Consider the following 17,586-nt stretch of genomic DNA (forward strand, 5'->3'; position numbering starts at 1 on the left):
CTAGCGCAGCCCTCAGGCCATGGAAACCAGGACAAGGGGATCAGTGAATGATCTTTTCTTCCTTCACGAACATGTTGGCCCAGGCTCGGTCGATCAGGTCCGGACTCATCTGATACGGGATACCCTCAAACTCGCAGATTGAGATCATCTGGTCGATCAGGAAGATCGGCTGATAGTTTGCGTAGATGTTGTTAATGGTCGGGTATTTGACCTTCAGCAAATGCACTAGCGCCGCCTCGTCTAGTGGCATACCGCGCTTGCGGGCGACCATGGCAAAGATCTTCAGGAAGTTCTCTTGGTTCGGGCCGTCGATTTTGATCTTGAAGAAAATCCGGCGCAGGGCCGCTTGGTCGAAAATCTCATTCGGGTGGAAGTTGGTCGAAAAAATAACCAGCGTGTCGAATGGTACTTCGAACTTCTCACCCGATTGCAGGCCAAGGATATCCTTGCTTTCTTCAAGCGGAACAATCCAGCGGTTGATCAGGGCCTGAGGGGGCTCTGCCTGACGTCCAAGGTCGTCCACGATGAAGATGCCGCCGGTGGATTTCAGCTGCAGAGGCGCCTGATAAGTACGCGCAGTGGGGTTGTAGACCAAATCCAGCATGCTCAGTGACAGTTCACCACCAGTCACAACGGTGGGACGTTCGCATTGAACATAGCGAGTGTCGAACCGCTTGCGACGGCGCAGACTGTTGGGATCGTCCTCTTCTTGCTCGATCGCGGTGTGCACGATCGGGTCGTAGACCGTAATCACCTGACCGGCATATTCGATTGCACGCGGAACATAGACGTTGTCCCCCAAAGCATCACGAATGCCGTTCGAGATCGAGGATTTACCATTGCCCGGAGGGCCATACATCAGAATTGAGCGACCGGCGCTGACCGCCGGGCCCAGATGATCCAGCAGGCTGTCGGGCAGAACAAGATGGCCCATCGCGCCGGTTAGCTGGTCGCGGGTGACTTGAATGTTGCGGATCGACTGGCGCTTGACCTGCTCGCGGTAAACATCGAGCGGCACGGGCATCGCGCCGAAATACTCAGACTGGCTCAACGCGTCCAGCGCCCGGGCCTTGCCTGCATCGGTCAGCTGATAGCCCATTTCATTGCCGGAGTTGGCGTTCAGAGTCCCGGTCGCTTCAAGCAGTTTCTGCTCGCGTGCGATATCAACTAATTCCTGTGTCACGGACCCGGGCAGACAGATGGCACCCGCGATTTCGCTGACCGTATCCACGTTCTTGCGAAAGACGGTCTTCAACAGAATGTCCCGCATCATCACCAGCGGAAGTTGCATTTCTCCCAGGCCTTTAGGGGCGGGGGGGGCAATCACAGAGGAGGTCTGCATATTCATGAGCGGGGCTCGTCCATCCAAAAATCACGCAAAAGGCCCTTGCGGGGCCGCTTTGGAAGAATTTGGCGCGGATTTGTGGCAGGACAAAGGCGCGGGCAAGGCGCGCTGATGATTGTTCACGATCCGTGGATTATGCCCAAAATCAAATAAACAACGAGGCTGCCAGCCAGCGTCAGACCCATAGGGAACTGTTTGCCGCGATCCCAGCTTTCCCAATGTGGTGCGATCTGGCGCAGCCGGGTGTATTTCGCCAACCGGTGGGCAAAGAACGCTCCCAGCAGAGTTGCCGTCAGAATCACCATGACCCACATCAGGTCACCGACCCAGACAAACGCTGCGGCTGCGGCACAGAACTTCGCGTCTCCGGCCCCCATCACACCAGCTGCATTTAGCACGATGCCGATAACAAGAACGACAACCATGTGAAGCAGCTGCCATCCGTAGACAGGCAGGGTCAGGGTTAACGGCCCGATGTTGCCGGGGATCCACGGACCGGACCACGGTGGCAATGCGATAAGCCCGACGATGAGATAAACAACCGCCAGCGCGACGACAGCGTGGTTCTTGATCCGCATCTCACGCATATCCGTAAAGGCAACGTAGAAACAGATCGGCAGAACAAAAGGTAGAAACCACGCCGCCGCTGCCGCTGGTATGATCATGGATCAGGCGTCCTCAAGGGCCCGAAGCGAGCGGACCGCCTCGTCATAATGCTGCGGGTGGGTGGAAATCGCCTCGCGATAGAGGTTCTTGGCCAGGTTGATATTCCCCTGTTTCACGGCTGAAATGGCCATGGTGTTCAACAGTTTCGCCCGTTCGGTCTGCGTCATTGGGACAACAGGAACGCTGTAGTTGCCCTGTGCGCTGCGCGCCAGAACAAGGTTGTTTTTGGCGGTGAACATAGAATTGTCCTGCCTAATGGCGTCGGTAAACAGCCGCTCGGCTTCCGCATATTGCCCGCGCGTTAGTTTGGAATAGCCCCAGTTGTTCATGACTCCGGCAGGGCGGGTCGTCAGGCCCACCGCGGTTTCGTAGTAATGGTCGGCGCGATTCCAGTCTTTTTTGGCATCTGCCACCAGCGCTTCAAGCCGATACCGTTTAAAGGTTTCATATGTAGGGGGGATCTTGTCCAATGTCGCCTTTGCGCCGTCCCAGTTGCCGCTGCGAATCTGCGCATCAGCGTATTCGACACGGTCGGCGTTGTTGGCCCCTTTCATGCTCAGCACTCGTTTCCACGCGGCGGAAGCTTCAGTGCTGCGCTTGGCACGGGTCAGCGTGATCGCTAGTCCTCGTTGCAGGTCGATGCGGTCAGGGTTCTTGGCGGCCGCACTTTGGAAATAGGTCACCGCCTCATTGGGATCGGCCGCATTCAGCATCACGTCATTCAGGTTGGTCTCGTCGATGACGTTCACTTCCTGAAAAGTACGTTCAACCTTTTCCTCTTCGGTTTCCTTTGCGCAGGCGGCCAAAACCAGCCCGCACGCCAGCATCGTCGGAATCAAGAAGGGTTGGCGCATTTTTGTGCGTCCTTTACTGCTCTGCCTCTATTACTGGATTTTACGCAGAACAAATTGCCCGTTGCCGCGCTGCTCCAGTTCAAATTCTTGTTCTTGTGGGGTATTATTAACAGGATTTTCCATTTTTGCGAGTGCTAACCGCAGATTGTCGCGGATTGCGTCACTTTCGCCATTGTCCAGCGCATAGGCTCTGCGGAACATCTGCGCGGCTTCGGCATATTCGCCCGTTTCCACCAAGAAAACACCCAGGTTGTTCCATGCCACAGGCCACTCGGGATCGTCCTCGACAGCACGACGCAATAGCGGTTCAGCTTGGCCAATCCGGCGCAATCCCAAATTAGCTGTCCCAAGCGAAGTCAGGATTTGCGGGGTCATACCCTGTTGCAACGCGGCACGAGTGAAGGATTCAAGTGCAAGCTCATATTCGCCCGCCGCCATCAATCGGTTTCCGACCGTCACCTCATCTACCGCAGGCCCATCAGGGTCGACGCCAGGGGCAAACGGATCGTCTGTCGCGCCTGTTTCAGTGCAAGAGGCCACCATGGTGAAAACCATGGCGGCCTGAATTGTCATACGAAGGTGCCAACAACCTGATTTGGCAACCCAGCGAAGAAGCGGGAAGGCGTTATCGGTTTCCAAACTCCATAATACCTTTTGCCGAAGGTCCAACAAGGATGACCAGCAGAGGAGGGACGGTCAACATCATTGTCGCAAGCGTCATTTTGGTTGGCAACTTATTCGCTGCCTCTTCGGCGCGCATCACGCGTTTGTCACGCATTTCATCGGCATAAACCCGCAACGCTTCGGCAATGGATGTCCCGAATGTCGCTGATTGGATCATCACGGTGACGAACGCACTAACGTCCTGAACGCCGCATCGCGTCGCGAAGTCGCGCAAAACGGTGTCCTTTTCTTTACCGGCTTTCATTTCGTAGGCGACAACCTCGAACTCAAGCGCGATGTCTGGGTAAGATGCTTTCATCTCAGACGCGACCCGTACAATGGCCTGATCCAAGGACTGCCCGGCCTCGACGCATACCAACATCAGATCGAGCGTATCAGGGAAACCATTTACGATCGCTTCCTTGCGTTCCTCTACGCGCCGCGTGATCCAGTATTTGGGCACGAAGTAACCCGCAATACCAGGTCCCAGAACGCGAATGAGGATTTGTGTCGAGTCAAATTCCTGATCGCCCGCAAACACGGTAACCAGCGAGACGCCGATCAGGATCCCGATTATGCCCAATGCGAACTGAGCGAAGTGATAGAAACGAACCGCGTCCTTGGACTGATAGCCGGCTTGCCTCAACTTGAGTTGAACGGCGGTATACTCTTCTTCGTTCTTTGGTTCTAGAAAGTTGGCGAATTTCTCAAGCTGTTCGTTCCGGCTGGCTGTTCTGAGACGCTCTTTCTTTTCTTTCTTGTTGTTTTTTGGCGGTGAATTTGACCGCTGCAACTTCTTTAGTGGGTCTTCCGGCTGGTTCAGCATCAGCGGGATTGTGACCAGGATCATGAACAATCCCAAAACGCCCACGACAATCAGCGGACCGAATTCACCCAAGTTCTGCTTCAACAGCTCATTGATCTGGTTCAAAAATTCCATCTTTGGGCCTCTTAAACCTTAATGTCGGTCAGGATACGCATGACGATCAGGTTCAGGGTCAGCGTGATGCCGACAAAGAAACATGCCGGAATGAAAAGCGGATCGTCGATTACGGCGTCGTAGTAGTTCGGGTCCTTAACCATGATGAACAAAAGACAGGCGACCGGGAAACCCGACAGGAATTTACCTGACCATTTGGCTTCGGCGGTGATAGCGTTCACCCGGCGGAACAGTCGGAAACGCGCGCGGATCACCTTGGCCAATCCAGCCAAAATATCGGCAAGGTTACCCCCCGATTGCTGCTGGATCGAAACGGCGACGGCCAAAAACCGTAAATCCTGCATGTCCAGCCGCTCTGCCATATCTTTGAGTGCTTCACCGACATCCCGGCCATAAGCGGATTCATCCGAGATAACACCGAACTCTGTCGCAAGGGGGTCCTCGACCTCGTTAGCAACGATTTGGATCGAGGAAACAAATGGGTTTCCGACGCGAAGTGACCGAACCATCAGTTCCACCGCGTCGGGCAATTGTTCTTCAATCAAGGCCATACGTTTATTGGCTTTGTTATTGACCCAAGCGTACACCGCTCCGACCCCGATCGCGACCGATAGAGCCGCCCGAAGCGTCGGTTCGGTCGCTGTTCCTACGCTCAAACCTACAAAAGCCAGCCCTGAAACCAGTGCCATGATCACAATCAACTGCCGAGGAGAGAAGGCGATCGCCGCCTTCTGCGCCTTGTCTGCCAATAGCGAGTAGAGCGGTATGCTCTGCGATTTCATGTGCTGCTGCATTTCCTTGCGCAGCTGCTCCAGTACTTGCTCGCGCCCGACGCCCTTATCGATCATGTCCAGCCTGCGATTGACGCGGCTGTTCAGGCTGATCGATTTTCCGAATGCGACGAGATAGATACCTTCGACCAGGGCAAAGACCCCGACGAAAATCACGATGTAGATGAGCGCCTCGACAGGCAGTTGCATATCTTGGTTCTCCTACATCGTGGTTGGATCGTAGATCGAGGCGGGCAGATCGAAGCCCCACAGACGGAAGCGCTCGGAATAGTGGCTGCGCACACCTGTGGCGGTGAAATGACCGATGATCTTGTTGTCGGGGGTCAGGCCAACACGTTGAAATTTAAATATTTCCTGCATCGAGATGACGTCACCTTCCATGCCGGTAATTTCGGTGATTGATGTCATCCGGCGCGAACCATCCTGCAGACGGCTGGCCTGAACGATCAGATTCACAGCCGACGAGATCTGGCTGCGGACCGCTTTGATCGGCATTTCGATCCCCGCCATGGCGATCATGTTTTCAAGACGCGAGATACCGTCACGGGCCGAGTTCGCGTGGATCGTGGTCATTGATCCGTCGTGGCCGGTATTCATGGCCTGCAGCATATCGATCACTTCGGCGCCACGGGTCTCGCCCACGATGATGCGGTCGGGGCGCATCCGCAGGGCGTTTTTCAAACAATCGCGTGGACTGACCTCGCCTTTGCCTTCAACGTTGGGCGGACGGCTTTCCATCCGACCCACATGGGTCTGCTGCAGCTGAAGTTCCGCGGTATCCTCAATGGTCAGAATGCGCTCGGCGTCGTCGATAAAGCTCGACAGCGCGTTCAGCGTTGTCGTTTTACCGGAACCGGTACCGCCCGAAACAATGATATTCAGACGAGTCGACACGGCGGCTTGCAGATAGGCTGCCATTTCTTCGGTAAACGCACCGAAATTGACCAGATCGTCGATGCCGAGCTTGTCTTTCTTAAACTTACGAATGGAAACAAGCGAACCATCCACCGCGATCGGCGGCACCATCGCATTGAAACGTGAGCCATCAGCCAAGCGGGCGTCAACATACGGGTTGGATTCATCGACACGGCGACCAACGGCAGAAACGATCTTGTCGATGATCCGCATCAGGTGCTTTTCGTCTTTGAACGTGATGTCGCTGATCTCAAGCTTACCGGCCCGTTCGACAAAAATCTGCTGGGGGCCGTTGACCAGAATATCGTTGACCGAGTCGTCTTGTAGCAGCGCTTCCAGCGGCCCGAGACCGGTGACCTCGTCATAAAGCTCTTTGTTTAGCTGGCTGCGGTCTTCACGGTTCAGAACGATGTTGCGGGCTTCCAGAACTTCGCTGGCAATCGCGCTGATTTCTGTCCGCAGTTCTGATTCTTCAGCTTTTTCAAGGGCTGCGAGGTTCAGGTTTTCAAGAAGCTCGCGGTGCAGCTCAAGCTTGATTTCGCCCAGCCGTTCCTTGCGCTTGCGTTCCTTGTCGTTTCCAACAACTTCTGCCGCCTTTTTCTTGACCGGCTTGCGCGCAATTGCGTTGGCAGCTGGTGCCGCAGCTGCTGCTGCCGGGGCCTCGACTTTCGACGCCTGGGTTTCAACCGGCTGTGCCGAAGGCTGTTTTTTGTATCTTGAAAACACGGCAGCTCCCCTTTGAGTTATGCGGCTTCGGCGTCACTACTGCCAAGGCTATGAAGCGATTGAGCCAATTTGGCGATTTCCCGGCGCAGCGGGTTCTTGGCCGCTGAATTTGCCAGCGGTAAACCGTGGTCGCCGCTTTGCATGACGGGTTTGCCGCCATCGGGCAGAAGCAGATCAATGGAAATACCCAGACTTTCACCCATACGTTTAACCCGGCTTTTACCGTTGAGATCGGTAAATTTAGGAGCCCGGTTCATAGCAAACCGCAGTTTGTTGAAGGGTAATTCTTCGGCCTGCAGTGCCCGTTTCAGACGCAATGCGTTCTGGGCCGAGCGCATATCCAGCTCAAGCAACGCAAAATAGACATGGGCGGCCTGCAGAACCGTTTCTGACCAGTGAACAAGTGTTTTTGGCATGTCTATGACGACATAATCAAAATTCGCGCGTGCGGTGTCGATCACACGCTGAATGTCCTCAGGCGTGATGATGTCCAGCGGCACCATGTCAGATGGTGCCGTTAGAACTTGCAGCTTCTCTTCAAACGTCTGGAGCGCTTGTCCAAAGGAGTCTTCGTCCATCGAATCCGTGTCTGAGAGCATTTCGAACACGGCTTCATGACGAGGCAGATCCAAATAGGTCGAAACAGTGCCGTATTGCAGATCCAGGTCGATCAGGCACACTTTCGGGGCTTCTTTGGCTGAAACCGTTACAAGTTCCCATGCCAGATTGACCGCCATGGTTGTAGAACCGACACCACCTGCCAGACCCTGTACGACAAAAAGCGCCCCTTCTTTCGAGGAGCCGTTCGTCGCAGTAGGCGCTGCTTGTGGTGCCACAACCGGATCGGGTTGTTGCATACGATCGATTGCTTCCTGAAGTTCATTTTCGGGAAGCGGGTAGGGGACAAACTCGTCCGCACCTCTGCGTAGCAGTTGATGCAATGCGGCAGGGGTGACATCCTCGGCGATCAAGACAACTTTGATGCCTTTTTCCTTGGCCTGAGTGATGATCTCACCCATCAGTGTCAGGTTGTCTTCATCATCGCCGTCCAGCGCCAGCGCTACAAATTGAAGCGTCTTGGCTTCGGGTTGGCTAAAGAACGCAAGCGCTTCGGCAAATCCAAGATCACCCCAGCGTTCGCCCAGCGCAGCTTCCATATCCTCGATCAAAAGGTCGAAGTTCTGGACATCACGGCTGATGGTACAGGCCAAAATGGCGTTATTATCGTCTTGCGGCGTCGCGCTCGTCATTAACACAATCCTCATCGAGAGGGCTGAGCAAACCATTTGAACGCGAGAAGATTCAGTTCTGGTATGCTGTCGCCCGATGCGGTCGATTTTGGCCGCAGGTCACCCAATTGTTCACAAAGTGGCTTGGAAGTTAGGCAAGAATTGGGCGCAAAAGAACCAATTGTAGGGAAATGGGCGACAATGCCGCCCATTTCCTATTTATTAGTCGCTGGTACCACCGGCGTCTTCTTGCCGTTGGATATCGCTTATCGGGATCGCGCTTGAGATGTATTCGCGATAGATCACGTCCGCATATTTTCCATCTAGAATATTTGGATGCCGGTCGAAGAAGCCGGATACCTCGGTCACTGTCCGCCGATTGCGTCGATCCCGATCTTGGGTGGCAACCAACGGCCTGGATTTGCCAAAGGAAACAACGGCTTCCAACCGTGAACGCGATATTCCTTGTCGTGTCAGGAATGCAACGGCGGCATTGGCGCGGCGCTGGCCCAATCGCTTGTTATATGCCTCAGAGCCAACGGCATCCGTGTGCCCATAGACACGGAACCGCGCCTCGGGGAACTGTTTGATCCAGGCCGCCTGCTGCAACAGGATTCGTTGCGCCGAAGCGTCCAATTGCGCGCTATCGAAGGCAAAGTTGATCTGTGTTGGCACCTCGGCAGCGAAACGCCGCGCGAGGATTTGGCCATACGTCAACTCACCATTCATGACCTGAATGTTGTTCAGTGTAGCGTTACCAAACGTGCCCTGATCGATTTCGTACCCGGCCTCGCGTGTACAACCGGCGACAGCAACCGAAAGACCCAGTGTGATGATCCACTTTTCCATTGGTTCTATCCTCTCTATCAGTCCAGCACGTAGCCGTAAGAGGTGCCAAAATCCTGATTGGCAACTTCAGAGGCTGCACCATTTCCGGCGCGTTCAGTCCGAGAGATCTTGCCGTTTACGAACAGATCGAACTCGCTGGGCGGTTTCACACGATCGGTCGGCAGGGCAAGCGCCTCGCCACGAGTGGGCGACACCAGATGCGCGGTAATGATGATGATCAATTCACTCTGCTCACGCTGATACTGAGCGCTCCTGAACAACGCGCCCAATACAGGCACATCGCCAAGCCAGGGAACCTGGCTGTTCAGATCCGTGAAATCATCCTGGATTAGGCCTGCAATGGCAAAGCTCTCACCGTCGCGCAACTCGATGGTTGTCCGGGTTTGACGCGTGATGAAGCTGGGAACATTGTCGCCGTTGATCGTGAAGTTCGCACTCTGGTCGATGCTCGATACTGATGCACCCAGTTCCAGGTTGATCAGGTTGCCATCGACGACGCGCGGAACAAACAGCAGCTGTACGCCAAACTGACGATACTCGATCGCAACAACACCGTCGCCTTGGGGTACTGGGATTGGCACCTCACCACCGGCAAGGAACTCCGCCTCTTGGCCAGACAGTGCAGAAAGATTCGGTTCTGCCAAGCTGCGAACCAAACCCTTGGTTTCAAGGGCTTCCAAAAGCAGTCTAACCTGTGTCGACCCCGCGCCGAAACCGAAGAGAATGGCACCGGAATTTGTCTGAACAAACGGGATGTTGTTCGCCAGTGCGTTGTTCAGTGCGCCCTGGTTATTCAAGGAATTGAAGCCCGCAGTGGTGTCGCCACCGCCAAAGCCCAACGATGCCGACAAGTTTTTGGCTACAGAGCGGTTCATTTCCGCAAAGCGCACTTTCAGCATGACCTGCTGCACGCCACCGACATTCATCAGGTTCGATACACGTTCAGGGGCATACCGTTCTGCCAACTCAAGCGCACGCGCCAGTTTGGCACTGCTGGAAACTGTTCCCGACAAGACGATCCCATCATTGGCGGTCCGAACCTCGATTCGCTCACTGGGAAGAATCTGACGCAAGCGTTCTTTGAATTCCGAAACATCAGGGGAAACACGCACACGCACGTTGGTAATCAGATTACCCGCGCCGTCGAACATTGTCAGGGTGGTTGTACCCGGTGCCCGACCGAGAACATAGATAGTGCGGTCCGACAGGGTCGAAATATCCGCTATGCCTGCATTAGCAATGCTGATGTCTGCGAACGGTTGTTCGCTCTCCACCACGATTGCGCGATTTACGGGGACATCCAGCGTTTCCGCCGTACCCTTTTTAACCACGCGAAGATTTTGGGCCCAAGCGGCATCGCCGATTGGGCTCACAACTAGCGACAACCCCAGCAGGGTTGCGCTGATCCAGGAACGTATTGTCATGTGACCTGCCTCTCCGATCACCACTCGATTTTTTTTGGGTCTTATGCCCTATGCTATGAAACCCTGCGACAGAACCAGATTTATTGCAATAATCAATGGTTTCTGGAAAGTTCCTTATGTGGATTATGCGCAACAACACAAAGAAAGAGACCGCGCAAAATGCGCGGTCTTTGTCTCGTAAAGGTCTGAAACTTAGTTAGTTTGTACAGGGAATTGGGGTCTCTACCGTCTCGCCGCCACGACGGGTGCGGATTGTGCAGACCTTCTCCGGAGCTGCGACGGGGGCCGGGGCCCTCTCTTCAATGCCAAGCAAAGACTGCTGATCGACTTCAACCACCTCTGCCACCTTGTCATCTTGAGCGCCAACCAGTGCCAGCGACATGCGACCCGTGTTCTGAGCCTGTGCCAAAGCGGCGATCTGTTGTGGCGTCGCTGCAACTGTGACCGTGCGAGCAATGGTTGTGCCGGTCACATCCAGACCCGCCGACTGATCAACAGCGACCAATTCGATGTTCGTCAGCACCAAACGAGTAATCTCACCGCGGCCAGAATCGCTGGTGCCACGTAATGAGCCGGTCCAATACACGTCCACCGTATCGCCCGGGCGCAAAAAGCCTGATACGCCAGATGCCACATCAACGCTTATCGCAAATGCGCGCATTCCCTTGGGCAATTGCGACCTGAGGCCAGCAGTCTCGCCTGGATTGGTGACTTTGACTTCCATAATCGCTTCGTCTTTCTCCATCGCGCGGAGAACGAATCGTTCATTGTTTTTGATTTCCGGGAATAGGGTTGTCATGTCCACAAAGGCACCCTCGGGAATCGCATCCTCTGGCCACTGAACGACGCGGATATCTTCCTGGTTCAAACGTTCGCCGTATTTGAAGGAGCGATTCGAAACCAAAACGCCTACGGTCGGGACGATGCCCGCCTGCGCATTGGCAAGCGCCTCTTCGCGCAACTTGCGTTCCTGTGCAAGTTTGGCCTGATTGTCCGTGATGTATTCGCGTGCCATATAGACAGCACCACCGGCCAACGCGACCCCGATGATAAGAACAAGTCCAAAAACAGCTCGCATTTGTCCCTCTTTATTTTCCGTAGACCGCGACTCTTGAAGTCACATCGATTCAGGATCCAAGATATTTTTCAATTGTGTCGAAAAAGCGGACAATCCCGGTAATTTTTGGCAGAAAATACGCTTATTCGCAGGGTTGCCGTTTCGCTAGTAAATGGGAACGGGCCCGCGCTACTCAAAGACCATCTCTTCTACTTCTACATTTGCGATCGGCTGTCCCGCTGTTAGAAGTCCTTGGCTCAGGATGAAGTAGATTATTGCGGCGAGACCTGCGATTGCAGCAGTTAAAACCACCCAGTCTACGGTTATCGCGCCGGTCTCATCGGTTCGGAAACTATATACTCTTTTTAACATTGGACTATACCGGATCGCTCTCTTCTGAAAACAAAGGGGCCACGCCTTTGAGTAAAGACATGGCCCCAAGTTGTTATGCTAGACCGATAACAGATTATTCGGTATCCGGAACTGTCACAGTTACCGAACCCAGAGCGTCATCGATGTTGCCTGCCAGGCTGCTGGCACCATTGTGGATCTGGTTGTAAGCAACGGCTGCCAGGCCAACAACAGCTGCGGTCAGAACGACCCAGTCTACAGTTACGGCGCCGTCTTCGTCTTTGCGGAAGTTCTTGATGAACTTGATCATGTTATGTCCCTCCTAAAGGATCAAAAATTAATTAACCTCGGCGTCTTTCAGAGCTTTCTCTCTCAGTCCGCTCCCGATCGTCTCGGTATGGATATATGTTTGACCCCTGTGCGTGGCAGGAATTGGGCCAAACCAATATTTTTTTGCTCAAAGCTTAATTTTTTGTTGGTGAATTTAGTAACTAATTGGAAATAAATAAAAAAAATCACACCTTTTTTGTACTTCCGTTGCGTGGGCGATGCAAAATGGCGGCAATTGAGGCGAAATTGCCCCAATTCGCTTGGTTTTTCTGGTGTTGCGGGCCGTTATGATGTTCAAAATGCTTCAAAAGATAAGAAATCGAGGCAGGCAAATGTATTTCCGGGACGCAGTAATATGCGCCGGTGCAGCGGTGTTTCTGATGGCGGGTGCAATTCCTGTCACTGCAACCGAAACCGAGCCGCGCGGCGTCTATAAGCGCATAAAGGCCCCTAAACCGGGGACACGTCCGCGCGTGACGATTCAGATCACGCCCGAACAACATGCAGCATCACCATCAGCCCCCAGCACTGGCGCCAAGCTGGAAGTGCCTGAGATTGCCGCTATCGCAAAGCCGCCCCCATCGGTTCCTCAGAAGATTGCGGGGGCGACCAAGCCAGTTGGCTCTTATAAAGCATTCTGGAGCCGGGTATCCCCCGATCTGGCGCAGGCCAGCGCAGGTAGGCTGAGAGAGGCCGTTCAAGCGCTTACTGCCACGGGTGTCGCGGCGCCGCGTCTGCAGACCTTGCAAGACATCGCAGAAAAGCGAGGGGTGGATATTCTACGTTCGACCGTAGGGACGAATGTCTCACCCGCACTTGTCCTAGCCGTTATCTCGGTAGAATCTGCGGGCCGCACACAGGCTGTCAGTTCTGCCGGGGCGCAGGGCTTGATGCAATTGATGCCAGCTACCGCCGAACGTTTTGGGGTAGAGGACAGCCTGAAACCTGAACAGAATATCGAAGGTGGGGTCAAATACCTGCATTGGCTCATGAACGAGTTCGACAATGACCCGATTCTCGTACTGGCAGGTTACAATGCCGGCGAAGGGGCCGTGCGCAAGCATAGTGGTGTGCCACCTTATGCCGAGACCAGAGACTACGTGCCCAAGGTTCTGGCCGCGTTTCAGGTCGCGAGTGCTCTTTGTACAACAACACCGCAGTTCGTTTCGGACCCCTGCATTTTTCAGACTTCGAACTAAAAAAGGCCCGCGTCGCAGCGGGCCTTATGAATCATTGGCCTGAGGTCAATCTACGATTGTTGCCTGAGTCGCTCCTCGCATCTCGTCCTCGCTGACGCCATCGGCCAGTTCGACGATCTTCAGGCCACCTTCGACGACATCCAGAACACCCAGATTGGTGATGATGCGATCCACAACGCCCTGGCCAGTCAGAGGCAGCGTGCATTCCTTCAGCACTTTTGAATCACCATGCTTGTTGGTGTGATCCATCACTACAATCACGCGACCAACGCCAGCGACCAGATCCATCGCACCGCCCATACCTTTGACCAGCTTGCCGGGGATCATCCAGTTGGCCAGGTCTCCTTTCTCGTCCACTTCCATCGCACCCAAAATCGCAGCAGCGATCTTACCGCCTCGGATCATGGCGAACGAGGTCGCGCTATCGAAGTAAGAGGTGCGGGACAGTTCGGTAATCGTCTGCTTGCCTGCGTTGATCAGGTCAGCGTCTTCCTCGCCCTCAAACGGGAAAGGCCCCATGCCCAGCATACCGTTTTCGGACTGTAGGGTGATGTCCTTGTCCCCTACATAGTTCGCCACCAGCGTCGGAATACCGATGCCGAGGTTCACATACATGCCGTCTTCCAGCTCTTCTGCCGCACGTGCGGCCATCTGATTGCGATCCCAGGGCATTATGCGTCCTCCTTCTTGCGGGTGGTGCGCTGTTCGATGCGCTTTTCGTGGCTGCCTTGGATAATGCGATGCACATAGATGCCGGGCAGGTGGATGCCATCCGGGTCCAGCGAGCCGCGCGGGACGATTTCTTCAACCTCAGCCACACAAATCTTGCCGCAAGTCGCTGCGGGCACGTTAAAGTTGCGGGCGGTCTTGCGGAACACGAGGTTCCCGGTGTCATCGGCTTTCCACGCCTTTACGATCGCGAGGTCGGCGAAGATGCCTTCCTCCATGATATAGGTCTCGCCGTTGAAGTCCTTGTGCTCTTTGCCTTCCGCGATCACCGTTCCTACGCCCGTCTTGGTGTAAAACCCGGGGATGCCAGCGCCACCGGCCCGCATCCGCTCGGCCAGTGTGCCTTGTGGATTGAATTCCAGCTCCAGTTCTCCACTCAGATACTGGCGCATGAATTCGGCGTTTTCCCCAACGTAAGAGCTGATCATCTTTTTGACCTGCTTGGTTTGCAGCAGGATGCCGATGCCAAAATCATCCACACCTGCGTTATTCGAGGCAAATGTCAGATCCTTCGCGCCTGAGGCCTTGATCGCTTCAAGCAGCATTTCCGGGATACCGCACAGCCCAAAGCCGCCCGCAGCGATCAGCATGCCGTCCGATATCACCCCATCGAGCGCCTCATAGGCATTGTCATAGATTTTCTTCATGGAAAACTCCCCCAATGACATGGTGTTGGGCCGATTTGTGCCGCCACGTCACGGGGAAGTCAACGAATCCAAGGGTCAGGTGGTATTTCTACCTAACTTGCTTTCTTGGTGGTCTTCTTGGCAGCAGCTTTCTTCTTGGGGGCTGCCTTTTTCTTTGTGCCTTTCTTGGCCGCGCGTTCATTGACCAGTTCGATGGCCATTTCCTGGGTCACATCCTCGGGCTTGATGTCTTTGGGGATCGTCGCGTTGACCTTTTCCCATTTCACATACGGTCCATAGCGCCCGTCCAGTACCTGCATCGCACCGCCATCGGGATGCTCGCCAAGTTCTTTCAGCGGCTTCGCGGCCGCCCGACGTCCGCGACCTGGATTGGCGCGTTTTTCGGCCAACAGTTCGACGGCGCGGTTCATGCCGATCTCAAACACATCGTTCGGGTCTTTGAGGTTGGCGTAGACAGGCTTTGCCTCGTCGGCCAACTGATGCATTAGATAAGGTCCAAAGCGACCAAAGTTCGAACTGATCATGCCGCCTTCGGGGTGCTCGCCGATCTGACGGGGCAAGGACAGAAGAGTCAGCGCTTTCTCCAGATCCATGTCGTCTTTGCTCCAGCCACGGGGCAGGGACGCACGAGGAGGCTTCTTGTTCTCAGGCGTGGGCTCTCCGCGCTGGACATATGGCCCAAATCGACCGGATTTCAGCCAGATCTCATCGCCCCCATCTTCGCCCAGCAAACGCTCGTCACCTTCCGCGCCCTCACCAGCGATCGGACGGGTATAAGTGCACTCAGGATAGTTGCCACAACCGACAAACCCGCCGGTGCGCGAGGTTTTCAGATGTAACTGGCCAACACCGCATTTCGGGCAAATGCGCGGGTCCGAGCCATCTTCACGCGGCGGATACAGCTGCGGTGCCAGCGCTTCGTCCAGCTTGTCCAGCACTTCCGAGATACGCAGCTCCGATGTCTCACCAATCGCGGCAGAGAAATCGCGCCAGAACTTGCCCAGCAGATCCTTGTAGTCGCGTTCACCTGCGCTGACGTCGTCAAGCTCTTCTTCCAGATTGGCGGTGAACTCGTAGCCCACATACTGGCGAAAGAAATTCAGCAGGAAGATGGTGACGATCCGGCCCTTTTCTTCGGGGATCAGCCGATTCTTGTCTTTACGTACATATTCACGATCCTGAATCGTGGTGACAATCGAGGCATAGGTCGACGGACGCCCGATCCCCAGCTCTTCCATCCGTTTGACCAGCGTGGCCTCTGTATAGCGCGGCGGCGGTTGGGTGTGGTGCTGCAGCGCCAGAACGGATTCGTTCTCGGCCAGAATGGCGGCCTTTTCCGAGTCGGCGGTGGCCTTGGCAAACTGATCACGCAGCGAGGTCTTGGCAAAACGTGCGGGATCGCCCTGCATGATCTGTGGCAAGCGCTTGTCGTCATCGTCGACCACGTCATCGCGGCCTTCTTCGTAAACGCGCATGAAGCCATCGAACAGCACCACCTGACCGGTGGCGCGCAGGCCAACCTGACCGTCCGTGCTGGTAATCTCGACAGTCGTGCGTTCAAGCCGTGCGGCAGCCATCTGACAGGCAATGGTGCGTTTCCAGATCAGATCATAAAGCTTGCGCTGATCCTCATCGGTCACCTTCAGCGCCTTGGCATCGCGCGACATATCTGTCGGGCGAATACACTCGTGTGCTTCCTGAGCGTTCTTGGCCTTGTTTTTGTACATGCGCGGGCTGTCTGGCACGTATTCCGCACCATAACGGTCGGCGATTGCATCGCGCGCTGCCGCCACGGCCTCGGGGGCCATGTCGATACCGTCGGTTCGCATGTAGGTAATGTATCCGGCCTCATACAGCCGCTGGGCCACCTGCATCGCATGGCGTGCACCCATGCCGAACTTGCGGCTGGCTTCTTGCTGCAAGGTCGACGTCATGAACGGGGCAGAGGGGTTGCGCGCGGCAGGCTTGGCCTCGACCGATGTCACGCTCAGATCACGGCTGGTGATCGCCTGAACCGCCAGCTCAGCCTGCGTTGCGTTGGCCAGATCGTGCTTGTCCAGTTTCTTGCCTGCCAGCGTGACTAGACGCGCCTCGTAGGTTTGTCCCCTAGGCGTCTCGAACACAGCCTTGACCGACCAGTATTCGACCGGCTTGAAGGCTTCGATCTCCATCTCGCGTTCGACGATGAGGCGCAGGCAGACCGATTGCACGCGCCCCGCTGAACGGGCACCTGGCAACTTGCGCCACAGAACGGGCGACAGGTTGAACCCTACCAGATAGTCCAGCGCGCGGCGGGCCAGATAGGCCTCGACCAGCGGCATATCGACCTCACGCGGGTTCTGCATCGCCTCGGTCACGGCGTCCTTGGTGATCGCGTTGAACGTCACGCGGCTGACTGGCGTGTCCTTCTTGATCGAACGCCGCTTGGTCAGCGCTTCTTGCAGGTGCCAGCTGATTGCCTCGCCTTCGCGATCAGGGTCAGTCGCGAGGATCAGTGCGTTGTCTTCTTTCAGAGCGTCGGCGATCGCTTTGACATGCTTACGGCTGTCATTGCCGACCTCCCATTTCATTGAAAATTCATGCTCGGGATCGACCGACCCATCCTTCGGCGGCAGGTCCCGCACATGGCCATATGAGGCCAAAACGGTGTAGTCGGGGCCAAGATATTTATTGATCGTTTTTGCTTTGGCCGGAGATTCTACAACAACTACGGGCATTTAAGAGGAATCCTCGCTCGACGGATTTTGCGCTTTGTATGACCGTGCAAAATGTGTGGGGCAAGATCGAATTGTCAATGCGTTCGTTTTCACTACTAAAAATACTCTGAATTCAAGCCGGTTCTGGCCGCACCGCTCGCGGAATCAGGTGTCG

Annotated in this window: 17 protein-coding genes; 1 reads left to right on the top strand and 16 read right to left on the bottom strand. The window is 55.2% G+C overall.

Annotated features, from left to right (window positions below):
- Positions 1 to 40: 40 nt before the first annotated feature.
- The 13 genes from ACRZ96_RS09965 to ACRZ96_RS10025 form a co-directional block, all read right to left on the bottom strand.
- Complete coding sequence (locus ACRZ96_RS09965) at positions 41 to 1,348, bottom strand: ATPase (RefSeq protein ID WP_170397365.1); 1,308 nt, start codon at positions 1,346 to 1,348, stop codon at positions 41 to 43.
- Positions 1,349 to 1,464: 116 nt separating this feature from the next.
- Positions 1,465 to 2,010: a prepilin peptidase gene (locus ACRZ96_RS09970; RefSeq protein ID WP_170404351.1), complete on the bottom strand. Its 546-nt coding sequence runs from the start codon at positions 2,008 to 2,010 to the stop codon at positions 1,465 to 1,467.
- Positions 2,011 to 2,013: 3 nt separating this feature from the next.
- Entirely contained in the window at positions 2,014 to 2,865 is an 852-nt protein-coding gene (locus ACRZ96_RS09975; protein ID WP_170397362.1) for a tetratricopeptide repeat protein, read from the bottom strand.
- Positions 2,866 to 2,895: 30 nt separating this feature from the next.
- Positions 2,896 to 3,438 (bottom strand): tetratricopeptide repeat protein, encoded by a 543-nt coding sequence (locus tag ACRZ96_RS09980; protein ID WP_370644360.1) that lies wholly within the window; start codon positions 3,436 to 3,438, stop codon positions 2,896 to 2,898.
- Positions 3,439 to 3,490: 52 nt separating this feature from the next.
- Positions 3,491 to 4,468 (bottom strand): type II secretion system F family protein, encoded by a 978-nt coding sequence (locus tag ACRZ96_RS09985; RefSeq protein WP_170397360.1) that lies wholly within the window; start codon positions 4,466 to 4,468, stop codon positions 3,491 to 3,493.
- An 11-nt stretch (positions 4,469 to 4,479) separates the two neighbouring features.
- Complete coding sequence (locus ACRZ96_RS09990; protein ID WP_170397358.1) at positions 4,480 to 5,448, bottom strand: type II secretion system F family protein; 969 nt, start codon at positions 5,446 to 5,448, stop codon at positions 4,480 to 4,482.
- 12 nt (positions 5,449 to 5,460) lie between these two features.
- Positions 5,461 to 6,900: a TadA family conjugal transfer-associated ATPase gene (locus ACRZ96_RS09995; RefSeq protein WP_170397349.1), complete on the bottom strand. Its 1,440-nt coding sequence runs from the start codon at positions 6,898 to 6,900 to the stop codon at positions 5,461 to 5,463.
- Between the two features lie 17 nt (positions 6,901 to 6,917).
- Complete coding sequence (locus ACRZ96_RS10000; RefSeq protein ID WP_170397347.1) at positions 6,918 to 8,150, bottom strand: AAA family ATPase; 1,233 nt, start codon at positions 8,148 to 8,150, stop codon at positions 6,918 to 6,920.
- Between the two features lie 201 nt (positions 8,151 to 8,351).
- Positions 8,352 to 8,978, bottom strand: a complete 627-nt coding sequence (locus tag ACRZ96_RS10005; protein ID WP_170397345.1) for an OmpA family protein — start codon at positions 8,976 to 8,978, stop codon at positions 8,352 to 8,354.
- A 17-nt stretch (positions 8,979 to 8,995) separates the two neighbouring features.
- A complete protein-coding gene (locus tag ACRZ96_RS10010; RefSeq protein WP_170397343.1) occupies positions 8,996 to 10,402 on the bottom strand; it encodes a type II and III secretion system protein family protein in 1,407 nt (468 codons plus the stop codon).
- A 196-nt stretch (positions 10,403 to 10,598) separates the two neighbouring features.
- Positions 10,599 to 11,480, bottom strand: coding sequence for a Flp pilus assembly protein CpaB (gene cpaB, locus ACRZ96_RS10015; protein ID WP_170424295.1), 882 nt, complete (start codon positions 11,478 to 11,480; stop codon positions 10,599 to 10,601).
- A 168-nt stretch (positions 11,481 to 11,648) separates the two neighbouring features.
- Entirely contained in the window at positions 11,649 to 11,831 is a 183-nt protein-coding gene (locus ACRZ96_RS10020) for a hypothetical protein (protein ID WP_170424293.1), read from the bottom strand.
- 94 nt (positions 11,832 to 11,925) lie between these two features.
- On the bottom strand, positions 11,926 to 12,120 hold the full coding sequence (locus ACRZ96_RS10025; RefSeq protein WP_170397337.1) for a hypothetical protein: 195 nt from the start codon (positions 12,118 to 12,120) through the stop codon (positions 11,926 to 11,928).
- A 352-nt stretch (positions 12,121 to 12,472) separates the two neighbouring features.
- On the opposite strand from ACRZ96_RS10025, the gene ACRZ96_RS10030 reads away from it, so the two are divergent.
- Positions 12,473 to 13,339: a transglycosylase SLT domain-containing protein gene (locus ACRZ96_RS10030; RefSeq protein WP_170424291.1), complete on the top strand. Its 867-nt coding sequence runs from the start codon at positions 12,473 to 12,475 to the stop codon at positions 13,337 to 13,339.
- 45 nt (positions 13,340 to 13,384) lie between these two features.
- Here the strand turns inward: ACRZ96_RS10030 and ACRZ96_RS10035 are convergent, their stop codons facing one another.
- The 3 genes from ACRZ96_RS10035 to topA all read right to left on the bottom strand — a co-directional run bounded on the left by ACRZ96_RS10035 (position 13,385) and on the right by topA (position 17,432).
- On the bottom strand, positions 13,385 to 14,011 hold the full coding sequence (locus ACRZ96_RS10035; protein ID WP_170397333.1) for a 3-oxoacid CoA-transferase subunit B: 627 nt from the start codon (positions 14,009 to 14,011) through the stop codon (positions 13,385 to 13,387).
- Positions 14,011 to 14,715 carry a CoA transferase subunit A gene (locus tag ACRZ96_RS10040; protein ID WP_480705566.1) on the bottom strand — a complete coding sequence of 235 codons (705 nt, stop codon included), beginning with the start codon at positions 14,713 to 14,715 and terminating at the stop codon, positions 14,011 to 14,013. Before ACRZ96_RS10040 ends, ACRZ96_RS10035 begins: the two co-directional genes overlap by 1 nt.
- A gap of 92 nt (positions 14,716 to 14,807) precedes the next feature.
- Complete coding sequence (gene topA / locus ACRZ96_RS10045) at positions 14,808 to 17,432, bottom strand: type I DNA topoisomerase (RefSeq protein WP_480791097.1); 2,625 nt, start codon at positions 17,430 to 17,432, stop codon at positions 14,808 to 14,810.
- Positions 17,433 to 17,586 lie beyond the last annotated feature (154 nt).

Source organism: Ruegeria sp. CF1, assembly GCF_056537445.1.

What these genes read in the sequence shown, in the direction of transcription:
- ACRZ96_RS10025 (WP_170397337.1), bottom strand. Translation starts at nt 12,120, where the DNA reads ATGATCAAGTTCATCAAGAACTTCCGCAAAGACGAAGACGGCGCCGTA.
- topA (WP_480791097.1), bottom strand. Translation starts at nt 17,432, where the DNA reads ATGCCCGTAGTTGTTGTAGAATCTCCGGCCAAAGCAAAAACGATCAAT.
- ACRZ96_RS10040 (WP_480705566.1), bottom strand. Translation starts at nt 14,715, where the DNA reads ATGAAGAAAATCTATGACAATGCCTATGAGGCGCTCGATGGGGTGATA.
- ACRZ96_RS10000 (WP_170397347.1), bottom strand. Translation starts at nt 8,150, where the DNA reads ATGACGAGCGCGACGCCGCAAGACGATAATAACGCCATTTTGGCCTGT.
- ACRZ96_RS10010 (WP_170397343.1), bottom strand. Translation starts at nt 10,402, where the DNA reads ATGACAATACGTTCCTGGATCAGCGCAACCCTGCTGGGGTTGTCGCTA.
- ACRZ96_RS09975 (WP_170397362.1), bottom strand. Translation starts at nt 2,865, where the DNA reads ATGCGCCAACCCTTCTTGATTCCGACGATGCTGGCGTGCGGGCTGGTT.
- ACRZ96_RS09990 (WP_170397358.1), bottom strand. Translation starts at nt 5,448, where the DNA reads ATGCAACTGCCTGTCGAGGCGCTCATCTACATCGTGATTTTCGTCGGG.
- ACRZ96_RS10035 (WP_170397333.1), bottom strand. Translation starts at nt 14,011, where the DNA reads ATGCCCTGGGATCGCAATCAGATGGCCGCACGTGCGGCAGAAGAGCTG.
- cpaB (WP_170424295.1), bottom strand. Translation starts at nt 11,480, where the DNA reads ATGCGAGCTGTTTTTGGACTTGTTCTTATCATCGGGGTCGCGTTGGCC.
- ACRZ96_RS09980 (WP_370644360.1), bottom strand. Translation starts at nt 3,438, where the DNA reads ATGACAATTCAGGCCGCCATGGTTTTCACCATGGTGGCCTCTTGCACT.
- ACRZ96_RS10020 (WP_170424293.1), bottom strand. Translation starts at nt 11,831, where the DNA reads ATGTTAAAAAGAGTATATAGTTTCCGAACCGATGAGACCGGCGCGATA.
- ACRZ96_RS09985 (WP_170397360.1), bottom strand. Translation starts at nt 4,468, where the DNA reads ATGGAATTTTTGAACCAGATCAATGAGCTGTTGAAGCAGAACTTGGGT.
- ACRZ96_RS09970 (WP_170404351.1), bottom strand. Translation starts at nt 2,010, where the DNA reads ATGATCATACCAGCGGCAGCGGCGGCGTGGTTTCTACCTTTTGTTCTG.
- ACRZ96_RS09965 (WP_170397365.1), bottom strand. Translation starts at nt 1,348, where the DNA reads ATGAATATGCAGACCTCCTCTGTGATTGCCCCCCCCGCCCCTAAAGGC.
- ACRZ96_RS10030 (WP_170424291.1), top strand. Translation starts at nt 12,473, where the DNA reads ATGTATTTCCGGGACGCAGTAATATGCGCCGGTGCAGCGGTGTTTCTG.
- ACRZ96_RS10005 (WP_170397345.1), bottom strand. Translation starts at nt 8,978, where the DNA reads ATGGAAAAGTGGATCATCACACTGGGTCTTTCGGTTGCTGTCGCCGGT.